A 20,928-nucleotide genomic window follows, 5' to 3' on the forward strand; every position below is an offset into this window, starting at 1 on the left:
GTACGGTAAATGACCGATATTCCAGTCAAAATTTCATTCGCAGCCCGCCTGCGCAACAGCTTCCTCACGGGCGTGCTCATCCTTGCGCCCGTCACCATCACCATGTGGCTGGTGTGGAGTTTCCTGCAATGGGCGGATAGCTGGGTTAAGCCCTATATTCCCGCCCGTTACGATCCCGAGCAATATTTCGATGTGGCTATTCCCGGCTTCGGCCTTCTGATCGCCGTCATCGGCATCACGCTCATCGGCTTTCTCGGCAACAACCTCATCGGTAAATGGATCGTCGGTTTCGGCGAATCCATCCTCAACCGCATGCCGCTGGTGCGGCCGATCTACAAGAGTATCAAACAGATGTTCGAATCCGTTCTGAAAGAGCATTCGAACTCTTTCAAGAAGGTTGGCCTGATCGAGTTTCCTTCACCCGGCATGTGGGCGATGGTGTTCGTCGCCTCTGACGCGAAGGGCGAGCTTGCCTATCGTTTCAACGAAATGGGACAGGAGATGGTCACCGTCTTCCTACCGCCGACGCCTGTTCCGACGGCGGGTTTCCTGCTGTTCGTGCCCAAGGACAAGATCGTGATGCTGGACATGACGCCCGAGGACGCAGCGAAACTGCTGATTTCCGGCGGTCTCGTGGCCCCGGATTTCACGCCACCGAAAGTAATTGCGCCGGTTTGAGGGTTGGTAGCGTATACGGTTTCGACATGCCGGGCTTGATCCGGCATTCAGTCCACGGTGCGTCTGCATCGTGAGAAATGAGTTTGTATCGATCAATGACTTGATCGAGCTGGATTCCGGCTCAAGGCCGGAATGACGGAAGTAGGAAGCGCCGTGAACTACTGCCCGCTTTCAGGCTGTCGCAGTTTCTCTTGAGGTTTTGCAGGAAGACCGTGCTCGTCATAGAGAAAATCCTGACTATTCACGGCGTTCGGGCCATCATCGGCTTTAGCTGCGACAGCAGTGCGGACTTTTTCAAGCATGGCTTTACGGGATTTTGAATCAGTCACCGGTTTTTTTCCCAAGCTATAGCTGTCACCTAGACACCTTGCGATCAATCCTCGTCATCCAGATCGTCCATTTCCGTCGCCGTGGTCGTGGCGTGGAACACGGGAACGAAAAGCCGCATATAGACCAGCCGCACGCTCCAGCCTTGCTCCATGGCCTCTGACCACGCCTTCTTGCGTCCGGGTTTTTTGAAGGCTTTGCCGATCGCCTTTTTCTGGCTTTTGGCGAATGTATCCGGTTGCAGGATGTTTTGCGGCGAGCAGAGAGCATAGCCTTTCCTGAAGGCGGGCGGTGGGCGGCGCGGGTCGATCATGTTCATGGCGGTCACAACTTTCAGCCGGCGTGCAGGAAGCGGATCGCTTCGTCGCGGCGGTGCAGGTAGAGCAGGGTGCGCAGGCTTTCGCCGCGCGGGCCTGTCAGTTCCGGATCACGCTCAATGACGTAAGCCGCGTCCTTGCGGGCGATTTCCAGAAGGTCGGCATGGGCCTCCAAGCTGGCGATGCGGAAGCCCGGCGTGCCGGATTGGCGGGTGCCGAGCAATTCGCCTTCGCCACGCAGTTTCAGGTCCTCTTCCGCGATCAGGAAGCCGTCCTCGCTGTCGCGCAGGATGGAAAGCCGGGCGCGGCCGTTTTCGCTGAGCGGCCCCTTATAGAGCAGGATGCAGGTGGAGGCCTCGTCGCCGCGTCCAACGCGGCCGCGCAGCTGGTGAAGCTGGGCGAGGCCGAAACGTTCGGCATGTTCGATGACCATGATCGTGGCATCCGGCACATCAACGCCCACTTCCACCACCGTCGTCGCTACCAGCAGCCGGGTTTCGCCGCTCTTGAAGGCGAGCATGGCGGCGTCCTTTTCCGGGCCGCTCATGCGCCCGTGGATGAGGCCGATATTGGCTCCGAGCATCTGCGAGAGAACGGCATGCCGCTCTTCCGCCGACATCAGGTCGGACTCTTCCGTCTCTTCGACCAGCGGGCAGATCCAGTAGGCCTTTTTGCCATCCTTCAGTGCGGAGCGCAGCCGCTCGACAATGTCGCCGATACGTTCGGTGGGGATCGTGACCGTCTGGATGGGTTTGCGGCCGGCCGGTTTTTCGGTGAGTTTTGATACATCCATGTCGCCGAAGGCGGCCAGCACCAGCGTGCGGGGAATGGGGGTGGCGGTCATAACAAGCATATGCGGGGTGATGCCCTTGGCGGTGAGGCGCAGGCGTTGGTGCACGCCGAAACGGTGCTGTTCATCCACCACGGCAAGCACGAGGTTCTTGTAAGCGACGCTATCCTGAAACAGCGCATGGGTGCCGATGACGATCTGTGCTTCACCGGATGCCACGCGCTCCTCGATCTCGCGGCGCTCCTTGCCCTTGGTGCGGCCGGTCAGAACTTCAACGGTGATGCCTGCGGCATTGGCGAGTTTCGAGATGGTGGCGAAATGTTGCCGGGCGAGGATTTCGGTCGGGGCCATCAGCACCGCCTGTCCGCCGGCCTCCACCGCTGTCGCCATCGCCATCAGCGCCACCAGTGTCTTGCCCGCGCCGACATCGCCCTGCAGCAGGCGAAGCATGCGATCCTCGCCCGCCATATCGGTCAGGATATCCTTCACCGCAGCACTCTGGCTTGATGTCAGCGAGAAGGGCAATAGTGACAGGATTTTCGCGGCGACGTCGCCTTTGGCGCGGATCGGTTGACCCGCCACCTTGCGAAGCCGTTGACGCACCAGTGCCAGCGAAAGCTGGCCGGCGAGGAATTCGTCATAGGCGAGACGTCTGCGCGCCGGGGCCTGCGGCTCGATATCGGCGCTGTCGCGCGGGTCGTGCAATTCGCGGAAGCTTGACGCAACATCGCCGAAGCCCTGCCGGGTCTTCAGGGTTTCGTCGATCCACTCCGGAAAGACGGGCAGTTTCGAAAGCCCGCCTTCGATCGCCCGCCGCAACACCTTGGGAGATAGCCCGGCGGTCATGGGGTAAACGGCCTCAACCAAGGGCAGGTTCTCGGCCTCGGAAAGCTTCACCATGAAATCGGGATGCACCATGGAGGCGCGGCCGTTGAACCAGTCCACCTTGCCGCTGACGAGGACTTCTTCGTCGACGGGCAGGGCCTTGGAAAGCCAGTCGCCCTTGGCGCGGAAGAAGGTCAGCGCCAGTTCGCCGGTCTCGTCATGCAGGAACACCCGGTAGGGTGCGGAGCGATTGCCTGATGGCGGCGGCTGATGGCGGTCGACGCGTCCCTGAATGGTGACAATGGCACCAGGGGCTGCGAGCGCAATGCCGGGGCGGTTGCGCCGGTCGATGACGTTCGATGGTGCGTGAAACAGAAGGTCGATCACGCGGGTGTCTTCGGCGTTTTCCCGGCTCAGGAGTTTGGCCAGAAGGTCGGCAAGCTTCGGCCCCACACCGGCAAGGGTGGAAACGGAAGCAAATAGCGGATCGAGAATGGCCGGGCGCATGGGTCAGCAAAATCGGGGAAGGGGACGCGTTATGCAAGACGTGCGTCTCGACAAACGCGGTTTATCACCGGCAGTTTTTGTTTTGTCCGGCATTATTTCGATAAAAACCGGTTCCCAAGCGTTCGCCTCCTGTTCTATAGGAGGTCGCAGTCAACAAATTGTTGAATAGCCAACCGAAAGGTGAATGCGATGACTGGACTGGTGCGCACGAGTGCCGACCTCGATCCGAGACGCAGGCGGATACTTTACCGCTGCTGGCACCGGGGCATTCGCGAGATGGATCTCGTGCTCGGGCAATTTGCGGAAGACCATATTGCCGGGCTTTCCGACGATCAGCTCGACGAGCTGGAGATCATCATGGCGGAAGAGGACCAGGACCTGGTCCAGATGGTGACGGGCGCTCTGGCCGTACCGGAAAAATTCCAGACCCCGCTGTTTGAAAAGATCGCCTCCTACCGCCCGGATTTCGATCTCGTTACATCCGAAACCTTGAAGGCCTGAAACATGATAGCCGGATTCGATGCAAAGCTGGTGACGTCAGCCGATACGCCGCTGACCATCGGAAATGTGCCCTCCGGCATGGAAGCCCTGCTTTTGGCCGAAATGGCGCGGGCAGGAACATCAGTTGCCTATGTGATGTCGGATGGCCAGCGGGTCGCCGATCTCGAACAGGTTCTCGGTTTCGTCGCGCCTGACATTTCGGTGCTGACGCTGCCTGCCTGGGATTGCCTGCCCTATGACCGCGTGTCACCGAGCGCAGACACCTCGGCGCGCAGGCTCGCGGCACTTGCGGGCCTCATCAATCACGCCAAGAAACCGCATCCGGCCATCGTGCTCGTCACCGTCAACGCCATGCTGCAGAAGATGGCGCCGCGCGACATTATCGAGAGCCTTGGTTTTTCGGCCAAGCCCGGCAACCAGATCCGTATGGAAGACATCGCCGCGCGACTGGAGCGCAACGGTTTCGACCGGGTGGCAACGGTGCGCGAAGTCGGTGAATTCGCCGTGCGCGGCGGCATTCTCGATGTTTTCGTTCCCGGCACGGAAGAGCCGGTGCGGCTCGATTTCTTCGGCGATACGCTGGAAAGCATCCGCACCTTCGATCCGGCCAGTCAGCGCACCATCAGTCAGGCTCGCTCGCTCGATCTCAACCCGATGAGCGAAGTGACGCTGACGCCGGATACGATCGGCCGTTTCCGCAAGAATTACCTGTCGATGTTCGGTGCGGCGACGCGCGACGATTCGCTTTATCAGGCCGTTTCCGAAGGTCGCCGTTACGCCGGCATGGAGCATTGGCTGCCGCTGTTTTACGAACAGCTGGAAACCGCTTTCGATTATCTCAAAGGTTTCCGTATCGTCACCGATCATACGGCGCGCGAGGCGGCGAAGGAACGCTCCAAGCTGGTCCTCGATTATTACGAGGCGCGACGGGCTTCCGGCGAGACCAAGGGCTCGACGCAGGGCGCGCCCTACAAGCCGGTATCGCCGGGGCAAATCTATCTCGACGGCAAGAGCTTTGAGGCGGCGCTTGCCAGCGTCAATGCGGTGCGGCTGACGCCCTTCAACGAACACGATACCGAAGGTCGTCCCGTTGCGACGCTCGACGCCCATGTCGGGCCGCGCTGGGCACGCCCGCTGACCGAAGGCAACAGCGAAGAACGGATCAATGTTTTCGATCTGGCGGTGAAGCACATTGCCGAACGACGCGCCAAGGGCTGGAAGGTGCTGATAACAGGTTGGTCGGAAGGTTCGCTCGACCGTCTGTTGCAAGTGCTTAACGAACACGGGCTTGAGAAGATCAAGCCGGTGACATCGCTGAAAGAGGTGGAGAAGCTCGGCAAGGGCGAGGCCGCCTCGGCGGTTATGAGCCTCGAAGCCGGGTTTGAGACGGGAACGCTCGCGGTCATCGGCGAGCAGGATATTCTCGGCGACCGTATGGTGCGCCGTTCCAAGCGCCGCAAGCGTGGCGCGGACTTCATCTCGGAAGTGGCGGGGCTGGACGTTGGGTCACTCGTCGTTCACGCCGAACACGGTATCGGCCGGTTCGTGGGCTTGCAGACCATCGAGGCGGCGGGTGCGCCGCGCGCCTGTCTGGAACTGCATTATGCCGACGACGCCAAACTGTTCCTGCCGGTCGAAAACATCGATCTCCTGTCGCGTTATGGTTCTGACGCTGCGGAAGCCACGCTCGACAAGCTGGGCGGCGGCGCCTGGCAGATGCGCAAGGCCAAGCTCAAGAAACGCCTGCTCGACATGGCCGATGAGCTTATCCGCATTGCAGCAGCCCGCCTTGTGCGCCACGCGCCGGCATTGATTGCGCCGGATGGGCTTTACGACGAATTTGCAGCCCGCTTCCCCTATGACGAGACCGAGGATCAGCTGAACGCCATCGAAGCGGTTCGCGACGATCTCGGCGCCGGGCGGCCGATGGACCGCCTCATCTGCGGCGACGTCGGTTTCGGCAAGACCGAAGTGGCGTTGCGCGCTGCCTTCCTTGCTGCCATGAACGGCGTGCAGGTGGCGGTCGTGGTGCCCACCACGCTGCTGTCCCGCCAGCATTTCCGCACCTTTTCGGAGCGTTTTCGCGGGCTGCCCATCCGGGTACAGCAGGCTTCGCGCCTTGTTGGTTCCAAGGAGCTTGCGCTCACCAAGAAGGAAGTGGCAGACGGCAAGACGGATATCGTCGTCGGCACCCATGCGCTGCTTGGCGCGGGCATCAACTTCGCCAATCTTGGCCTGCTCATCATCGATGAAGAGCAGCATTTCGGCGTGAAGCACAAGGAACGGCTGAAGGAGCTGAAAAGCGACGTGCATGTGCTGACGCTTTCGGCGACGCCCATTCCGCGTACCCTGCAGCTGGCCATGACCGGCGTGCGCGAATTGTCGCTCATCACCACGCCGCCGGTGGACCGCATGGCGGTTCGCACCTTCATTTCGCCTTTCGATGCGCTGGTGATCCGCGAAACGTTGATGCGCGAGCATTATCGCGGCGGCCAGAGTTTCTATGTCTGCCCGCGCCTTGCCGATCTAGCCGATATCCACGCTTTCCTGCAATCGGATGTGCCGGAGCTGAAGGTGGCGGTGGCGCATGGCCAGATGGCGGCGGGCGAACTCGAAGACATCATGAACGCCTTCTATGACGGCAAATACGATGTGCTGCTTTCGACCACCATCGTCAGATCCGGTCTCGACGTTCCGACCGCCAATACGCTGATCGTGCATCGTGCCGATATGTTCGGTCTCGCCCAGCTTTACCAGCTGCGCGGCCGTGTCGGTCGTTCCAAGGTGCGCGCCTTTGCGCTGTTCACCCTGCCGGTCAACAAGGTCCTGACGACGATGGCGGAGCGGCGGCTGAAAGTGCTGCAATCGCTCGATACGCTTGGCGCCGGTTTCCAGCTTGCCAGCCACGATCTCGATATTCGCGGCGCGGGCAATCTCTTGGGCGAGGAGCAGTCCGGCCACATCAAGGAAGTCGGTTTCGAGCTTTACCAGCAGATGCTGGAAGAGGCCGTGGCCGAGGTGAAGGGTGACGAGCAGGTGCAGGACAGCGGCTGGTCGCCGCAGATCTCGGTCGGTACCTCTGTCATGATCCCGGAAGATTATGTTCCGGATCTGCATCTGCGCATGGGTCTCTACCGCCGTCTCGGCGAGCTTGCCGATATCGGCGAGATCGACGGTTTCGGCGCGGAAATGATCGACCGTTTCGGCCCGTTGCCGAAGGAAGTCCAGCATCTCCTCAAGATCGTCTACATCAAGTCGCTCTGCCGGACCGCCAATGTCGAGAAGGTGGATGCCGGGCCGAAGGGCGTGGTCGTGCAGTTCCGCAACAAGGAATTCCCGAACCCGGCGGCCCTCGTCGCCTATATCGGCAAGCAGGGATCGATGGCGAAGATCCGCCCCGATCACAGCCTGTTCCTGACCCGCGATCTGCCAACGCCGGAAAAACGGCTGACGGGTGCTGCTATGGTAATGACACAGCTGGCGGAACTGGCGCGTTCCTGAAGCTTTCGGGAGGTTGTCGATCCACAGCGGACCGCAGGTGCGTGGGGCTTACCCCCTCTGCCCTGCCGGGCATCTCCCCCACAAGGAGGGAGATCGGCAAGAGGCGCTACCACCGCTTCACGCGCAAGCTTCGAGATGGGCGAGACCTTGCCGCATATCGATCTCCCCCCTTGTGGGGGAGATGCCCGGCAGGGCAGAGGGGGTAAGCCCACACGCCTCGGTCGGCCGGCAATGGACACACTTCGGAAAGCCAACACCTAAAGCACGCCCAGACAAACGAAAATGGAAGGGTCCAACATCCGTCTTGCTTTACCGGACCTACCGGCCCCTGCAAACATTACAGGGATGTAATGAAATGGACATGCGCCGGTAGCGTCGGCGGGCGTAGTCTTGTTTTCCTGTCCTGTGCTGCGCTTAACTATCACGCGCAGCCGGAAGACGAAGGAGCAAGACAATGTGGACCAGGATGAACAGGTTCGTCTCCGCAGGTCTGGTTGCTTTGACAATTGCGGGCACCACAATTGCCACCACCAGCCAGGCGGAAGCACGCGGTCATTTCGGACATGGGCATGGCGGCGCCGGTATTGCCGCAGGTATCGCCGGAGCGATTATCGGCGGCGCCATCATCGCCGGGGCGCGGCATTCCTATGGCGGCCCTTATTATGGCGAGCCTTTTTACGGTCCGCCGGTTTACGGCCCTCCGGTGATCTATCAGCCGGCATATCCAAGCTGCCATGTCGTCTGGCGGCAGAATAGCTGGGGCGATATGTACCGCGCGCGTGTCTGCTACTGATCCTTCGCGGACAAACCAAAATAGCGACGGAAGAATGCGCCCTGGTTTTAAATGGTTCGCGGCGCGTCTTCCGGCGTGATGCCGACGGCGACATTCTGGTCGGTGGCGGCGATGGAGGCCGGCATCGGCACTTTTCGCTGCTTTTCACGGATGAGCGTCAGAAGGCCGGAGCCGACGATGAGGGCTATGCCGACCAGCATCCAGCTATCGATGCTATCGCCGAAGATCAGGTAACCGAACAGGATGGCCCAGAGCATCTGGCTATATTGCGTCGGTCCGATCATGGCGGCCGGGGCATAGCGGGCGGCATACATGACCAGCACGTTGCCAACTGCGCCGAGAAGGCCGTAACCGGCGAGAAGCAGCCATTGTTCGCCGCTTGGCATCGCGAAGGTGGGGATCATCGCAAGGCCGCTGATCGCCAGACAGCCCAGCACGCCCGCGCCATAAAGCGAGACGTTTTTTTCCGACGGCCCCATGGCGCGGAAGATCACGATGGACAGTGCGCCGCTTAAACCACCGAGGATAGCGCCGAGGTGGCCGATGCCCAGTTCACGGAAGCCGGGCCGCAGGATGATCAGCACGCCGACAAAGCCGATGATGACCGCCGACCAGCGTTTGATGCCGACCTGTTCCTTCAAGAACACCACCGACATGATGGTGACGAAGGAAGGCAGCAGGAAGATCAGCGCGAAGGCCTCTGCCATGGAAAGATGGGTGAAGGCGGTGACGCTGCCGACCGCCCCGATGCCGGAGGCAAAAAAGCGGATGAGCCAGAGCGGGCGGTTCGTCGTCTTGACGATGTCCATCCAGCGGTCGTTGCGCTTGCGGATGAGGGGCAGGGCGACAAGCCCGAACATGGCGCCGAAGAAGGCCGATTCGATCGGCGAAATCTGGCCTTCTATGAGTTTAACGCTTGCGTCGCTCCATGCGTAGGCAGCGAAGGCGGCGAAGGCAAGCAGAATGCCTTTCAGGGTCTGGTCGGACACGGGAAAACACCAACAGTTTTTCGGTTAGGGCAGCTGTCGGTGGTTCGACCGTCAGTTCATCGACTTATGCTCGTCCGCCTTCATTTTTGCAATATCCCGCAGTGCAGCAATTAATACGTCAGGCGTTTGCGCACCGCTGATGGCGTATTTCTGGTCGACGATGAAAAACGGCACACCGGAAACGCCCATTTGCTGCGCTGCATCAATTTCGGCGATGACCGTGTCCTTGTCCGCATCCGATGCCAGAAGCCGTGCCACCACCTTGGCGTCCATGCCAGCCTTTTCGGCAATATCGATCAGCACGGCATGATCGCCGATATTGCGGCCTTCCTCGAAATTCGCCTTGAACAGGCCGGTGACGATCTTTTCCTGAACGTCGCGGCCTTCGGAATGCGCCCAGAGCGACAGGCGGTGCGCGTCGAGCGTGTTCGGACCGATCTTGATCGCATCAAAATCGTAGTGGATGCCGACTTCCTTGCCGAGCTGCACCAAAGTGGCGTGCGCCTGTTCGAGGCGCTCCTTGCCGAGCTTTTCTTCGAGAGCAGCCTTCTGGTCGACACCTTCCGGCGGGTAGTCCGGATTGAGGCGGTAAGGCCGCCAGTTCACGTCAACGCTGATTTCGTCCTGCACCTCGGCAATGGCAAGATCGAGCCTTGCTTTGCCCAGATAGCACCAGGGGCAGACCATATCCGATACGACGTCGATAACGATGCGTTCCATGGCTTTATCTTCCGTTGTCTTGGACCGGGCAGGGGCGGGTTATTGCGCCCGCGCATCCCACCAGGTCTGTTTCTGATTGCCTGATATCGGGGTCATATCCGGGCGGTCGATATATTTCCAGCGCGCTATCCATTGCGCGCCGATGTAGTAGAGCGGAATGACATAGTGCCCGGCAACCAGCAGGCGGTCATAACCGCGCACAGCCGCCTGAAAATCTTCCGTCGAGCGGGCCTGCAACAGGGCCTCGATCATGCGGTCTATGTCGGGGCTGGCAGCACCCGCATAGTTGAAGCTGCCCTGCGCATCCCGCGACAGCGAACTCCAGCGATTAAGCTGCTCGGCCCCCGGCGAGAGCGAGGAAGGCAGCGAGCGGATGATCATGTCGTAATCGAAGCTGTTGGAGCGGGCCTGATATTGGCCGTCGTCAACCGAGCGGATGCCCATGGCGACGCCGATCAGGTTCAGCGACCGCTGATAGGCAAGCGCTATGCGTTCCTGCGCTGGGTTCTGCGTCATGATCTCGAATGCGAGCTGGCGGCCGTTGGCATCGGACATTTTGCCATTCTTGATGCTGTACCCGGCCTCTTTCAGCTTATCGACGGCCAGTTTCAGAACCTTGCGGTCCGCGCCGGTGCCGTCGGTGGTCGGCAGGGCATAGGTTCCCGCCAATAGTTCCGGCGGCATGGTCTTGGCAGCATCGCCAAGCAGAGCGAGTTCGCGCTCATCTGCGGCATTACCATAGGCGCCGAGCGCGGAATTCTGCCAGTAGCTCTGCGTGCGCTTGAAGGCGCCGCCGAGAATGTTCTTGTTCATCCACTCGAAATCGAGTGCATAGGACAAGCCTTCGCGCACCTTTTCGTCGGCAAAGACCGCGCGGCGGGTGTTGAACACCAGCCCGAACATGCCCGATGGCAGGCGCGGCTGGAAAACGTCCTTGACGATATCGCCGCGATGGACGGCGGGGAAGTTGTAGGCCTGTCCCCAATGGGAGGTATCGGAGGTGCCGTTGATGGCGTCGCCTTCGGGGTAGATGTCGATATCGCCCTTCTTGAAGGCCTCGAACATGGTGGTGACCTGGAGGAAATAGGTGACGCTGATCTCGTCGTAATTCTCGAAGCCGACCTTGCTCGGGATATCCTTGCCCCAATAATCCGGGTTCCGCTCCCAGATGATTCGCTCGCCCGGACGCAACGTCTTGATTCGGTATGGACCCGAGCCAACGACCGCGCCGAGGCCCGCCTGCTCGAATTTTTCCGGATCGATCGCGTGTTTCGGCAAAATCGGGGTGGAGGAGGCGAGAATGAGCGGCGTTTCGCGGTTCGCCCTGTCGTTGAAGGTGAAACGGACGCCGTGATCGCCGATTTTTTCCATCTTCGCCACGCCATCGAGACGGCTGTTGAAGGGCGGGCGGCCTTTTTCTTTCAGGAGATTGAAGGTGAAGATCACGTCGTCGGGCGTCACCGGTTCGCCGTCCGACCATTTGGCCTTTGGATTGATGTTGAACTGGGTGAAGGTGCGTTCCTCATCCCACTCCACCGTTTCGGCAAGCAGGCCGTAAAGGCTGAAAGGCTCGTCGCTCGAACGCTGCATCAGCGGTTCGTAGAGAAGATTGCCGAATTCCGGGTCCCAGACGCCGCGCGCGGTGGTGCGCATTCCCTTGAGAACGAAGGGGTTGAGGCTATCAAAGGTGCCGACGACGCCGTAGGAGATGCGACCGCCTTTCTTCACGTCCGGATTGACATAGGGAAAATGCCGGAAGTCGGCCGGAAGCGCCGGCGTGCCGTGCATGGAAATGGCGTGAAGCGGCTGCGCCACGGCGATTTCCGGGGAAAGCAGGGCCGATCCCCAAAGAAACAATGCGGGTATGAGGGCCGCAAGGTTACGCATGTCACTATCCTGTCTCAACTGCCCGTCCAATTTATCGTCGTGAACGGCTTTTCCGTCGTGATTCTGGCAAATATGTAGCACAAGCCCATGGCGGGACCCATGCGAGGGCGGGAAATCTTGGGTTCGCTCAAGAAAAAGTTAAAGAAGTGCTGGATATCGCCGCGAACGGCATGTAACAGGGTGGCCGGAAGAGACGGGTCACGCATTTGCCTCATTTAAACGACAGTTGAACGGGCAGAAGGATACCGCCATCGGCGAGCAGGACCCGCGGTTCTGTTCTGGCAGACATTCAGGAGACGGAACTCTTATGATGCAAAAGGCAAACACATTCACCCGGACAGCTCTGTCCGCTCTCGTTCTTTCCCTGGGCGCGGTTTCCGCTCCGGCCATCTCGCAGGCACAGGATGCTCCCGCCAATCAGGGCGCTGGCGCTCCGCCGCTCGGCTGGTTCAAGACCTGCTCCAAGCAGGAAGACAACGATGTCTGCGTCGTGCAGAACGTGGTTCTTGCCCAGAATGGCCAGATGATCACTGCCGTTGGCCTCATCACCGTCGAAGGCAAGGTCAACCGCAAGCTGCTCCAGGTTTCCGTTCCGACCGCACGTCTCATCCCTCCGGGTGTGATGATGCAGATCGACGGCGGCAAGGGCCAGAAGCTCGATTACGCCGTTTGCCTTCCCGACAAGTGCACGGCCGAAGTTCCGCTGACGGACGCCATGATTGCGTCGCTGAAGAAGGGCAACGAGATCGTCTTCACCTCGATCAACTTCCGTCGCGCGCCGAACCCCATCAAGATCGCGCTCTCCGGTTTCACGGGTGCTTATGACGGTGCGGCTATCTCCCAGTCGCAGCTCGCCGAAAGCCAGCGCAGCCTGCAGGAAGGCATGCAGAAGAAGGCGGAAGAAGCTCGCAAGAAGCTGGAAGCCGCTCAGGACGCCGCCAAGAGCGCGCCGAAGCCCTGATCGCCGCATTACATCAAAAACAAAAAACCGGTCTGGCAACAGACCGGTTTTTTTTATGTCTCGGGATAGGCGAGGGTAATCCTCGTGACCGCTGTTTAGTGGGCCATCGATATCTTCGGACGCCAGTCCCCGTTCGGTGCCTTGTCGAACAGGCGGCCGATATTCGGGTTTCGGAGCGGCGTCTCGCTTTCATCGTGAACGAGGTTCTGTTCGGAAACATAGGCGACGTATTCCGTCTCCTCGTTTTCGGCCAGAAGATGATAGAAGGGCTGGTCGCGATCCGGCCTGATTTCCGCAGGGATGGCGTTCCACCACTCCTCGGTATTGGCATATTCCGGGTCCACGTCGATGACCACACCGCGGAACGGAAACACCTTGTGGCGGACGATCTCGCCAAGCGTGAATTTTGCGTCTCTTTGTTTCATGGCATGAACTTCCTTTCCCACTAATAGTTGGGTGCGGAACGGGAAATATCAAGGGCTAGCGGTATCTGGCCCATTCTGCCGTTTGGCGCTCTAGGCCTTGCGGCCGATCGGCGCCGTGGCGATGACGACACCGCCCGTAACCAGCACGATGCCGATGGCGTGATAGGTTTCAAAGGTCTCACCGAGGAAAAGCGTGGCCATGACGATCGAGACCGGCGGCATCATGTAAAGCGTGATGCCGGCCGTGGCGGGGCCGAAAACGCGCACCGTATGGGTGAAGCAATAAAAGGCGAGCAGCGAGGCGAACAGGATGATGCCGCCGATCTTCGCCCAGGCCATCGGGGTGGCAGGCAGCAGGCCGCCATGTGCCAGTTCCAGCGCGGCTGGCGGCAACAGCACCAGCGCGCCGGAGAAGGCGATCAGGCCGAAAAGGCTGAGGGAGGCCATCTGCCGCGCTGTCGGATCGCGTAGCAGCACCGAATAGATCGCAAAGGCGATCGCCGCCGTCAGAATGGCGAAATCGCCGATGTTGAATTTCAGCTGCCAGAGAGCGGAAATGTCGCCCTTGAGCACAATCGCCGCCACGCCCGCAAAAGCGATGACCATGCCCAGCACTTCGAGCTTTCGGATGGGGCGGCCCTGAAAGATGCGCTGGAACAGGATGATGAACAGTGACGACGTCGTGTAGATCAGCGTGCCGTTGGCGGCCGTCGTCATGGTGAGGCCCCAATAGACCACACCGCCGCAGATGCCCATGCCGAGAATGCCGAGAACGAGCCAGAGCAGCGTTTTCCGGCGCACGAAAGCAAGGCAGTTGCGCCAATCCGCGATCATGAAGGGGATGATGATGAGGGTCGATCCCATCCAGCGGATGAAGGCGGCGATGAAGGGCGAGACTTCGCCGACGACGCCGCGGCCGAAAATGACGTTGCTGGAGAAAAAGAACGGTACCGCCAGAAAGATGAGCCAGTCCGTGAGGCGCGTTTGCTGAGAGGCTGGCTTGATCGACATTGTCCGTGATTATGGCTGGGCATCAAAAGAAAACGGCGGCTTTCCTGGGGAAAACCGCCGGGCGGGAAGGGACGCCTCGAAAGGCGTCCCGAATGCCGATCAGGCCGAGTAGTACATGTCGAATTCGACGGGATGCGGGGTCATTTCGAAACGCATGACTTCCTGCATCTTCAGCTCGATGAACGAGTCGATCTGGTCGTCGTCGAACACGCCGCCGGCGGTCAGGAACTTGCGATCCTTGTCGAGGCTTTCCAGCGCTTCGCGCAGCGAGCCGCAGACGGTCGGGATCTTCTTCAGTTCCTTTGCAGGAAGGTCGTAAAGGTCCTTGTCCATCGGCTTGCCGGGGTGGATCTTGTTCTTGATGCCGTCGAGGCCGGCCATCAGCATCGCTGCAAAACCGAGATAGGGGTTCTGGGTCGGGTCCGGGAAGCGGACTTCGACGCGCTTTGCCTTCGGGTTGGAGCCGAAGGGAATGCGGCACGATGCGGAACGGTTGCGGGCCGAATAGGCCAGCAGAACCGGCGCTTCATAACCCGGCACCAGACGCTTGTAGGAGTTGGTGGTAGGGTTGGTGAAGGCGTTGATGGCCTTGGCGTGCTTGATGATGCCGCCGATGTAATACAGGCAGTTCTCGGAGAGGCCCGCATATTCGTCGCCAGCAAAGGTCGGCTTGCCGCCCTTCCAGATCGACTGGTGAACGTGCATGCCCGAGCCGTTGTCGCCGAAGATCGGCTTCGGCATGAAGGTTGCCGTCTTGCCATAGGCGTTGGCGACCTGGTGCACAACGTACTTGTAGATCTGCATCTTGTCGGCGCTGGAAACCAGCGTGTCGAACTTCACGCCCAGTTCGTGCTGTGCGGCAGCCACTTCGTGGTGGTGCTTTTCGACGACGACGCCCATTTCGGACAGGACCGTCAGCATTTCGGAGCGCATGTCCTGCAGGCTGTCGATCGGGGGAACCGGGAAGTAACCACCCTTGACGCGCGGACGGTGGCCGAGGTTGCCGGTTTCATAATCCGTGTCGTCGTTGGACGGCAGTTCCGACGAGTCCAGCTTGAAGCCGGTGTTGTAGGGGTCTGCCTTGTACTTCACGTCGTCGAAGACGAAGAATTCAGGCTCGGGGCCGACGAAAACCGTGTCGCCGATACCGGAGGCCTTGAGGTAGGCTTCGGCCTTCTTGGCGGTGCCGCGCGGGTCGCGGTTATAGGCTTCGCCGGAAACCGGGTCGAGAATGTCGCAGAGGATGACGAGGGTGGACTGGGCGAAGAACGGATCGGTATGGGCAGTTGCCGGATCGGGCATCAGCACCATGTCGGACTCGTTGATGGCCTTCCAGCCGGCGATCGAGGAGCCGTCGAACATGACGCCATCGGCGAACATGTCTTCGTCAACGCAGACAACATCCATGGTGACATGCTGCAGCTTGCCCTTGGGATCGGTAAAGCGCAGGTCCACGAACTTGATGTCGTTATCTTTGATCTGCTTCAAGATATCGTTTGCGGTCGTCATTTAAACGTTTTCCTTGAGTGTGGTGGTGACGAGGTGAAAAACCTGAGCCTCCCCGGCTCAGGACCTGGTTCCGATTATATGGCGTCCACGCCTGTTTCACCGGTACGGATGCGGATGACTTCCTCGATATTGGAAACGAAAATCTTTCCGTCGCCGATACGTCCGGTCTGCGCCGCATTGCGGATTGCCTCGATGACGGCTTCCGCATTTTCGTCCGCCAGTACGACTTCGACTTTCACTTTCGGCAAAAAGTCCACGACGTACTCTGCTCCGCGGTAGAGTTCCGTGTGGCCCTTCTGACGACCAAAGCCTTTTGCTTCCGTGACCGTGATTCCCTGAAGTCCGACTTCCTGAAGGGCTTCCTTCACTTCGTCGAGCTTGAAAGGCTTAATGATCGCTTCGATCTTTTTCATGAGAAAATATCTCTCCGCTTCTCCCGTTAAAGCAGGTAATTCCCGCTCTGCCACAAGAATGCACGTATTGTGCCAGATCGGAAGCGGGCTTGAAGAAAAAACTTCGCTTGCCCGGCTTTCCGACACAAAATGCGTTCGCTTTTTGTGGATTTCCAGCCAATTTCTCGCCAAAATCCAAAAAATCCGTCATCAATTCTGTCGGTTTTCCTTATTTTAGTTGTTTTGAATGTTTGAGAATGCGCGGGCGCCGCTTTGTTGGTTTGTTTATATTTTATGCATTTGATTATTATTTCGCCGTCGCTATTTGCTTATTTTTGTATCGATTGCCTTTCCGGCGTTTTGAAGGGATGATCGCGCCATGAAATCCCTATTGCATCTCCTTCTGATCGACCCTGTTGCGATGGCCCGCATCGATGCGGCAGCCGGCCAATCCGGCATTCCCCTTTATGATCTGATGGAGCGGGCGGGGCAGGCGGTCGCCGCCTCGGTCCTCCGCCACTATCCGGAAGCGCTGCGTTTCGTCGTGCTCTGCGGCGGTGGCAATAATGGCGGTGATGGTTACGTGGCGGCGCGTGTGCTGTTGCAAAGCGGGGCGGCTGTTAAGGTTCACCATCTTGGCGATGTCACGGCGCTCAAGGGCGATGCACGGACGGCTTTCGAGCGAAGCGGAGTGACGCCCCTGCCGCTTGGCGATTACACGGCCATGGCCGGCGATGTGGTGATAGACGCGGTTTTCGGGGCCGGATTATCCCGCGATATTCCTGCGGAGCTTCACCGGGTGATCGATGCGGTGAAGCAGGCTGATGTGCCGGTGCTCGCCGTTGATCTGCCGTCCGGTCTCTGCGGCCGAAGGGGCGTGCCTCTCGGCGCGTCGTTCAAGGCGGAGCGGACGGTGACGTTCATGGCACGCAAACCCGGCCATCTGCTGATACCGGGGCGGGAACTGTGCGGGGCGCTTGAGGTTTTCGATATCGGCATTCCCTCCCGCATTCTAGCCGCTCATGCGGGGTCGGTTGCGGAAAACGACCCGCTCGTCTGGCGTGATGCCTTGCCGCGTTCGGACATGGAAACGCATAAATTCCGACGCGGGCACCTGACCGTCTTTTCCGGCCCGCCGCATGCGACAGGGGCAAGCCGCATGACGGCGCTTTCGGCGCTGAAGGCGGGCGCGGGCATCGTCACCGTCGCTGCCCCGAAAGAAGCGCTCGACGTGCTTTCGGTGACGCTGACGGCGGTGATGAGTACGGCTCTTGATAATGCCGACGACCTGCAGCGCTGGCTGGACGACAGGCGCCACGGCACTTTCGTTCTCGGCCCCGGTTTTGGCGATCTCGAAAAGGCGCGGCAATTTGTGTCCTTGCTCGGCGACAGGGCCGTTGTGCTGGATGCCGATGCCATTACCGCTTTTAAGGATCGCCCGGACACCCTGTTCGACCGGCTGACGTCAGGCACGGGGAAATTCGTGCTGACGCCACATGAGGGCGAGTTTGCGCGACTGTTTCCCGATCTCGCCGCTGATGCGGCGCTGAGCAAGATCGAGAAGGCGCAGGTTGCTTCAGTGCGCAGCGGCGCAGTGCTGGTCTACAAGGGCGCGGACACGGTGATCGCCGCGCCGGACGGCCGGGCGCTGGTCAACAGCAACGCGCCTGCGAGCCTTGCGACTGCTGGATCGGGTGATGTGCTGGCCGGTATCATCGGCGCGCTGCTTGCCCAGGGCGCACCCGCCTTCGAGGCGGCCGCCGCCGGCGTCTGGCTGCATGGCGAGGCCGGCAGCAGGGCAGGTGCGGGCATGACGGCGGAGGATCTTGCCCATGCGGTGCGGCCGTTTTCGTGAATTTGGGGTGGTGTGTATCCGCACGCCGTCACCCCGGACTTGATCCGGGGTCCAGTGCGATCAAGTCTTTGATCGCGTAAGACTCGTCTCACGGCGCAGACCCGTCGTGGCTGGATGCCGGATCAAGTCCGGCATGACGGAGGAGGTGTTGCGGCCTCTAAAGCGCCTGAGACGTTTCAAAGCCGCGTTTTCAGTGCGCGGCTTTGCCCTGGCTCGCCATCGCCATTCGCGACGCGCTGATCAGAAGTTTGCGTTCCGCGCGTTCCTGTTGCGGGGTGCGATTGTAGATTTCCCGATAACACTTGGAGAAATGCGAGGCGGAGACGAAACCGCAGGCGACGGCGACCTCGACCACCGGCATGGCCGATTGCACGAGCAGGTGGCGGGCGCGGTCGAGGCGGATTTCAAGATAATAGCGGGCGGGTGAGCGGCCCATTTCCTGCCTGAACAGGCGCTCCACCTGCCGGCGCGACAGATCGGCAGCATCGGCAATGTCGAGCAGCGACAACGGCTCGGCGAGGTTACCTTCCATCAATTCGATGATCGACAGGACCTTGCTGTTCTGGACGCCGAGGCGGGCGCGCAGCGGCAGGCGCTGGCGGTCATTAGGGCTGCGGACCCGGTCCGTCAGTTGCTGCTCGCAGACGCGGTTGACAAGGTTTTCACCGAAATCCTGACCGATCAGGCTCAGCATCATGTCGAGCGAGGCGGTGCCGCCGGCGCAGGTGTAGATGTTGCTGTCGACCTCGAAGAGATCGGCATAAACTTCCACCTGCGGAAAGGCTTCGGAAAAACCCGGCAGGTTCTCCCAGTGGATTGCGCAACGTTTGCCGTTAAGCAGACCGGCCTGCGCAAGGATATGTGCGGCGGTACAGAGGCTGCCGATGGCGATGCCGCGATTATAGGCCTCGCGCAGCCAGGCATTGACTGACTTGTTGATGTGCTGGTCGACATCGATGCCCGAACAGATGATCGCCATTTCAGCACGGTTTTCACCGCTGACATATCGGCGCTCATCGGCAAGACAGGTGTCGACCTCAAGACAGATGCCGCTTGATGACATGACCTTCTGGCCATCGAGCGAGGAGATGCGCCATTCGTAAGCCTGATAGCCCAGCATGCGGTTGGCGATGCGAAGCGTTTCTACAGCTGCGGCGAATGGCAGCATGGTAAATTGCGGAATGAGAAAAAAGACGATTGAGCGTTTCTTCTGGGAGTTTTTGCTCATTTGCCCGTGCTCCGTTGCGAATACGCAATTCCTCCCTTGGAATCGGTCTTCTGGATGTCCTGCTTGCGACATCTTTAACGAAAAATACGCCGTGGAATCGGGGCTGTCAAAAAATAGCTTTTGAAATATGCAAAATTTGCGACAAGCCTTTTAAAAAGGCGTTTTGTCGCATGTAAAACAGGCAGGTCATTTTACGCCTATGCCGGGGCGTTTGTGGATCGGCGGGGATGGCTCGCAAGTCTTGAAACGGTTGCGAGCCATGGGCCGGGCATCATTTGTGGATGAAGCGCGTACGGTTGCTGTCTGTCGTCGGCCATCCGATGTCCTTCAATGTTTCAGGTGGCAATGCTTCCAGCGCGCGGAGCATCCTTGCGCGCTGCCATGAGGTGTGGAGAGCGGAAATCTGGCCGGACAGGCGGTTGAGCCAGCTGCCGGAGGAGGGACGGAGCGACGAGCGGTTCGCTGTCGGAAGATAATGTATCATGGTCATGTCTTGATCCTTTCCTGAACCACGATCCTGTTTGCGACTTCGGTATGCGCTTACATATCGCATCAAACAAGAGAATGAATTTCATATCATTCATCAATTTTAGGAATGACTTACTTTCGCTGCCTGCCGGGCTTCCTGCTTGCCCACGAGGGGCCGGCGCTTCACTCCGACGAGGCCCTGATCGCCCTGTCATTCGATGTCCCGGATGGTGCGCGCTTGTTGACAATCAATCAAACGAAATGATATCCATCTATAAATCAAAATATTTGAAGGTGCGTGCCATGACCGTGACTTTCCGCCAACCTTTGCCGTTGCTGGATAACGACATATTGAGAACCTTCGTCGCGATTGCGGAAACGGGAAATTTCTCTACCGCAGCTGAGGTGGTGTTCAGAACGCCGTCAGCCGTTTCCATGCAGATCAAGAAACTCGAGGAACAGTTGAAGACGACCCTGTTCCTGCGCGATGCCCGCTCGGTGACGTTGACGGCGCATGGTGAAACGCTTCTGACCTATGCGCGCCGGATGATCGCGCTTTCAAACGAGGCCGTATCGCGTTTCGTCATGCCCGAACTTTCCGGCGTCGTTCGCCTCGGTGCGCCGGAGGATATTGGCGAGCGTGGTTTGCTGCCGGGTATTCTCAAGCGTTTTGCCGAGGTTTTCCCCGGCATCATGATCGATGTCACGATCGATTCCAGTTCCAATCTCTACAAGCGCATGGACGAACGGCGGCTTGATCTGGCGCTGGTCAACTGTGCGTCGCATCCGCTGAGGGATACGGGCGAGGTGCTGATGCGCGAACGTCTCGTCTGGGCGGGTGCGAAATGCGGCACAGCCTATCTGCGCGATCCGCTGCCCATATCGATCTGGGAAGAGGGCTGCATCTGGCGTTCGGAAGCGATCAACTCGCTTGAAAAGCGCGGGCGCAATTTCCGGGTGGCCTATCTCAGCGGTCATACCATGGCGCAGCGCGCGGCGATTGCTGCCGACCTTGCCATCGCACCCCTGCCACGCTCCTATGTGCAGAACGACATGGTTATTCTCGGCGACAAGGAAGGCCTGCCGGAACTCGGCGCCTTCGATATTCGGTTGATCACGGCTGAAAGACCCTCGCGCCCGATCCTTGCGGTCGCCGAAAGCATCCGCAATGCCTTTGTCGAAGTCGCCAAGGCGGCCTGAGATAACGCGTCAATAACGGGAATGCGCGACGGCGAGCGTCCGTC

The 20,928-nt window shown here is 59.7% G+C and carries 20 protein-coding genes; 8 read left to right on the forward strand and 12 right to left on the reverse strand.

The window, feature by feature from the left end:
• Positions 1-9 precede the first annotated feature (9 nt).
• The gene (locus tag RBH10_RS13955) at positions 10-678 is read left to right on the forward strand and encodes a DUF502 domain-containing protein (RefSeq protein ID WP_281036810.1); all 669 of its coding nucleotides are present in this window, start codon (positions 10-12) and stop codon (positions 676-678) included.
• A gap of 158 nt (positions 679-836) precedes the next feature.
• Here RBH10_RS13955 and RBH10_RS13960 read toward each other — a convergent pair whose 3' ends face one another.
• Genes RBH10_RS13960 through recG form a run of 3 tightly spaced genes read right to left on the reverse strand, consistent with a single transcriptional unit; the run spans position 837 to position 3,444 of the window.
• The gene (locus RBH10_RS13960; RefSeq protein WP_281036809.1) at positions 837-1,007 is read right to left on the reverse strand and encodes a hypothetical protein; all 171 of its coding nucleotides are present in this window, start codon (positions 1,005-1,007) and stop codon (positions 837-839) included.
• A gap of 44 nt (positions 1,008-1,051) precedes the next feature.
• Positions 1,052-1,324, reverse strand: a complete 273-nt coding sequence (locus tag RBH10_RS13965; RefSeq protein WP_281036808.1) for a hypothetical protein — start codon at positions 1,322-1,324, stop codon at positions 1,052-1,054.
• A gap of 14 nt (positions 1,325-1,338) precedes the next feature.
• Entirely contained in the window at positions 1,339-3,444 is a 2,106-nt protein-coding gene (gene recG, locus RBH10_RS13970; protein ID WP_281036807.1) for an ATP-dependent DNA helicase RecG, read from the reverse strand.
• Between the two features lie 189 nt (positions 3,445-3,633).
• On the opposite strand from recG, the gene RBH10_RS13975 reads away from it, so the two are divergent.
• The 3 genes from RBH10_RS13975 to RBH10_RS13985 all read left to right on the forward strand — a co-directional run bounded on the left by RBH10_RS13975 (position 3,634) and on the right by RBH10_RS13985 (position 8,239).
• Positions 3,634-3,945 carry a succinate dehydrogenase assembly factor 2 gene (locus RBH10_RS13975; RefSeq protein WP_045017280.1) on the forward strand — a complete coding sequence of 104 codons (312 nt, stop codon included), beginning with the start codon at positions 3,634-3,636 and terminating at the stop codon, positions 3,943-3,945.
• Positions 3,946-3,948: 3 nt separating this feature from the next.
• Positions 3,949-7,446, forward strand: coding sequence for a transcription-repair coupling factor (gene mfd, locus RBH10_RS13980; protein WP_306180658.1), 3,498 nt, complete (start codon positions 3,949-3,951; stop codon positions 7,444-7,446).
• A 454-nt stretch (positions 7,447-7,900) separates the two neighbouring features.
• Positions 7,901-8,239, forward strand: coding sequence for a hypothetical protein (locus tag RBH10_RS13985; protein WP_281036805.1), 339 nt, complete (start codon positions 7,901-7,903; stop codon positions 8,237-8,239).
• 47 nt (positions 8,240-8,286) lie between these two features.
• On the opposite strand, the gene RBH10_RS13990 is transcribed toward RBH10_RS13985, so the two are convergent.
• The 3 genes from RBH10_RS13990 to RBH10_RS14000 are packed head-to-tail and all read right to left on the reverse strand — an operon-like array spanning position 8,287 to position 11,835.
• Entirely contained in the window at positions 8,287-9,228 is a 942-nt protein-coding gene (locus RBH10_RS13990; RefSeq protein ID WP_281036804.1) for a DMT family transporter, read from the reverse strand.
• 51 nt (positions 9,229-9,279) lie between these two features.
• Complete coding sequence (locus RBH10_RS13995) at positions 9,280-9,948, reverse strand: DsbA family oxidoreductase (protein ID WP_281036803.1); 669 nt, start codon at positions 9,946-9,948, stop codon at positions 9,280-9,282.
• Positions 9,949-9,987: 39 nt separating this feature from the next.
• A complete protein-coding gene (locus tag RBH10_RS14000) occupies positions 9,988-11,835 on the reverse strand; it encodes an extracellular solute-binding protein (RefSeq protein ID WP_281036802.1) in 1,848 nt (615 codons plus the stop codon).
• A gap of 307 nt (positions 11,836-12,142) precedes the next feature.
• On the opposite strand from RBH10_RS14000, the gene RBH10_RS14005 reads away from it, so the two are divergent.
• The gene (locus tag RBH10_RS14005) at positions 12,143-12,796 is read left to right on the forward strand and encodes an invasion associated locus B family protein (RefSeq protein ID WP_045017292.1); all 654 of its coding nucleotides are present in this window, start codon (positions 12,143-12,145) and stop codon (positions 12,794-12,796) included.
• A gap of 95 nt (positions 12,797-12,891) precedes the next feature.
• On the opposite strand, the gene hspQ is transcribed toward RBH10_RS14005, so the two are convergent.
• The 4 genes from hspQ to RBH10_RS14025 form a co-directional block, all read right to left on the reverse strand.
• The gene (gene hspQ / locus RBH10_RS14010; RefSeq protein WP_045017293.1) at positions 12,892-13,221 is read right to left on the reverse strand and encodes a heat shock protein HspQ; all 330 of its coding nucleotides are present in this window, start codon (positions 13,219-13,221) and stop codon (positions 12,892-12,894) included.
• A 90-nt stretch (positions 13,222-13,311) separates the two neighbouring features.
• Positions 13,312-14,232 carry a DMT family transporter gene (locus RBH10_RS14015; protein ID WP_281036801.1) on the reverse strand — a complete coding sequence of 307 codons (921 nt, stop codon included), beginning with the start codon at positions 14,230-14,232 and terminating at the stop codon, positions 13,312-13,314.
• Between the two features lie 99 nt (positions 14,233-14,331).
• Complete coding sequence (gene glnA, locus RBH10_RS14020) at positions 14,332-15,741, reverse strand: type I glutamate--ammonia ligase (protein ID WP_003495537.1); 1,410 nt, start codon at positions 15,739-15,741, stop codon at positions 14,332-14,334.
• 74 nt (positions 15,742-15,815) lie between these two features.
• Positions 15,816-16,154: a P-II family nitrogen regulator gene (locus RBH10_RS14025; protein WP_003508042.1), complete on the reverse strand. Its 339-nt coding sequence runs from the start codon at positions 16,152-16,154 to the stop codon at positions 15,816-15,818.
• 89 nt (positions 16,155-16,243) lie between these two features.
• On the opposite strand from RBH10_RS14025, the gene RBH10_RS14030 reads away from it, so the two are divergent.
• Both RBH10_RS14030 and RBH10_RS14035 read left to right on the forward strand, forming a co-directional pair.
• Positions 16,244-16,516 (forward strand): hypothetical protein, encoded by a 273-nt coding sequence (locus RBH10_RS14030; protein ID WP_281036800.1) that lies wholly within the window; start codon positions 16,244-16,246, stop codon positions 16,514-16,516.
• Positions 16,513-17,988, forward strand: a complete 1,476-nt coding sequence (locus tag RBH10_RS14035) for an NAD(P)H-hydrate dehydratase (protein WP_281036799.1) — start codon at positions 16,513-16,515, stop codon at positions 17,986-17,988. Before RBH10_RS14030 ends, RBH10_RS14035 begins: the two co-directional genes overlap by 4 nt.
• A gap of 190 nt (positions 17,989-18,178) precedes the next feature.
• On the opposite strand, the gene RBH10_RS24890 is transcribed toward RBH10_RS14035, so the two are convergent.
• Both RBH10_RS24890 and RBH10_RS14050 read right to left on the reverse strand, forming a co-directional pair.
• Positions 18,179-19,216 (reverse strand): GlxA family transcriptional regulator, encoded by a 1,038-nt coding sequence (locus RBH10_RS24890; protein ID WP_045017299.1) that lies wholly within the window; start codon positions 19,214-19,216, stop codon positions 18,179-18,181.
• Positions 19,217-19,487: 271 nt separating this feature from the next.
• On the reverse strand, positions 19,488-19,706 hold the full coding sequence (locus RBH10_RS14050) for a hypothetical protein (RefSeq protein WP_281036798.1): 219 nt from the start codon (positions 19,704-19,706) through the stop codon (positions 19,488-19,490).
• A 239-nt stretch (positions 19,707-19,945) separates the two neighbouring features.
• Here RBH10_RS14050 and RBH10_RS14055 point away from each other — a divergent pair, with 239 nt between their 5' ends.
• Complete coding sequence (locus RBH10_RS14055; protein ID WP_281036797.1) at positions 19,946-20,884, forward strand: LysR family transcriptional regulator; 939 nt, start codon at positions 19,946-19,948, stop codon at positions 20,882-20,884.
• Positions 20,885-20,928 lie beyond the last annotated feature (44 nt).

The sequence above is a fragment of the Rhizobium sp. AN73 genome (genome assembly GCF_030757975.1).
GTDB lineage: Bacteria > Pseudomonadota > Alphaproteobacteria > Rhizobiales > Rhizobiaceae > Agrobacterium > Agrobacterium arsenijevicii.